This window comes from Burkholderia catarinensis (assembly GCF_001883705.2).
GTDB classification, from domain to species: Bacteria; Pseudomonadota; Gammaproteobacteria; order Burkholderiales; family Burkholderiaceae; genus Burkholderia; species Burkholderia catarinensis.
Genome location: NZ_MDEQ02000071.1, coordinates 1 through 1,356, shown reverse-complemented (window position 1 = coordinate 1,356; position 1,356 = coordinate 1). Strand labels below are relative to the sequence as shown.

Annotated in this window: 1 protein-coding gene and 1 pseudogene; both read left to right on the top strand. The window is 72.6% G+C overall.

Annotation, left to right across the window (positions count from 1 at the left end; all coding sequences use genetic code 11):
- Window positions 1–91: pseudogene (locus BFF94_RS37520) on the top strand ((2Fe-2S)-binding protein); the annotation flags it as partial.
- Window positions 88–1,356: molybdopterin cofactor-binding domain-containing protein (locus BFF94_RS37515; protein WP_219140467.1), on the top strand; the 1,269-nt coding region annotated here is incomplete at its 3' end. The pseudogene BFF94_RS37520 and the gene BFF94_RS37515, both read left to right, overlap by 4 nt.

Here is a 1,356-nt window from a genome sequence, read left to right as displayed (position 1 = left end):
TGCGATGTCCGGCAACATCTGCCGCTGCGGCACCTACACGCGCATTCGCGCGGCGATCCGGCTGGCCGTGCGCCGCGGAGGTGCCGCATGAGCGCGCCCGAACTCTCCGTCCACAACGAAAGCCGTCGCGCGCTGCTGCTCGGTTTCGCATCCGGCGGGCTGCTGCTCGCCTTCGGCGTGCCGTCGCTCGCGCGTGCGGCCGCGCCGGTGCAGCCGCCCGTCAGCGCGAATCCGCAGTATGGCGGCGCGGGGATGCCGCACGGGTTGCGCGACGATCCGCACCTGTTCGTTGCGATCGCACCGGACGGCACCGTCACCGTGACCTGCATACGCTCGGAGATGGGGCAGGGCGTGCGCACGAGCGTCGCGCTCGTGGTGGCGGACGAACTGGGCGCGGACTGGGCGCGCGTGAAGGTCGCACAGGCCGTCGGCGACGAGCCGCGCTACGGTAACCAGAACACCGACGGGTCGCGCAGCCTGCGCCAGAGTTTCGCCGCGCTGCGCCGCGCGGGTGCGGCCGCGCGCACGATGCTCGAGCAGGCCGCTGCCGCGGCGTGGGGCGTCGATGCGCGCCAGGTCAAGGTGACGGTGCACGAGGTCGTCGACACGAAGAGCGGGCGCAAGCTCGGCTTCGGCGAGCTTGCGGCGAAAGCGGCCGCGCTGCCGGTGCCGGATCCGGCCGCCGTGGTGCTGAAAGCGCCGGCCGAATTCCGCTATATCGGCAAGGACAAAACGGCACTGATCGACGGGCGCGACATCGTCGGCGGCCGCGCGCACTACGGTATCGACACGCGGCTCGACGGCATGCTGTATGCGGTCGTCGCGCGGCCGCCGGCCTACGGCGATACGGTGGCGTCGTTTGACGCATCGGCCGCCGGGAAGCTGCCGGGCGTCGTCAAGGTCGTGCAGCTCGCATCGACGCCGCTGCCGTCCGGATTCCAGCCGCTCGGCGGCGTGGCCGTCGTCGCGCGCGACACGTGGACGGCCATCCAGGCACGCGCGCAGTTGAAGATCGACTGGAAGCGCGGGCCCAACGCGAACTACGACTCGGCCGCGTATCGCAAGACGCTCGAAGCGGCCGCCGCGCAGCCGGGCGACGTGATCCGCAACGACGGCGACGCGGCGGCGGCGCTTGCCGGCGCCGCGAAACGCGTGCGCGCGACGTACTACATTCCGCATCTCGCACACGCGACGATGGAGCCGCCCGCGGCCGTCGCACGCGTGGCCGACGGCCGCTGCGAGGTGTGGACCTGCACGCAGGCGCCGCAGACCACGCGCGACGAGATCGCGAAGGCGCTCGGGCTGCCGACGGAGCGCGTGACGGTCAACGTGACGCTGCTGGGCGGCGGGTTCGGC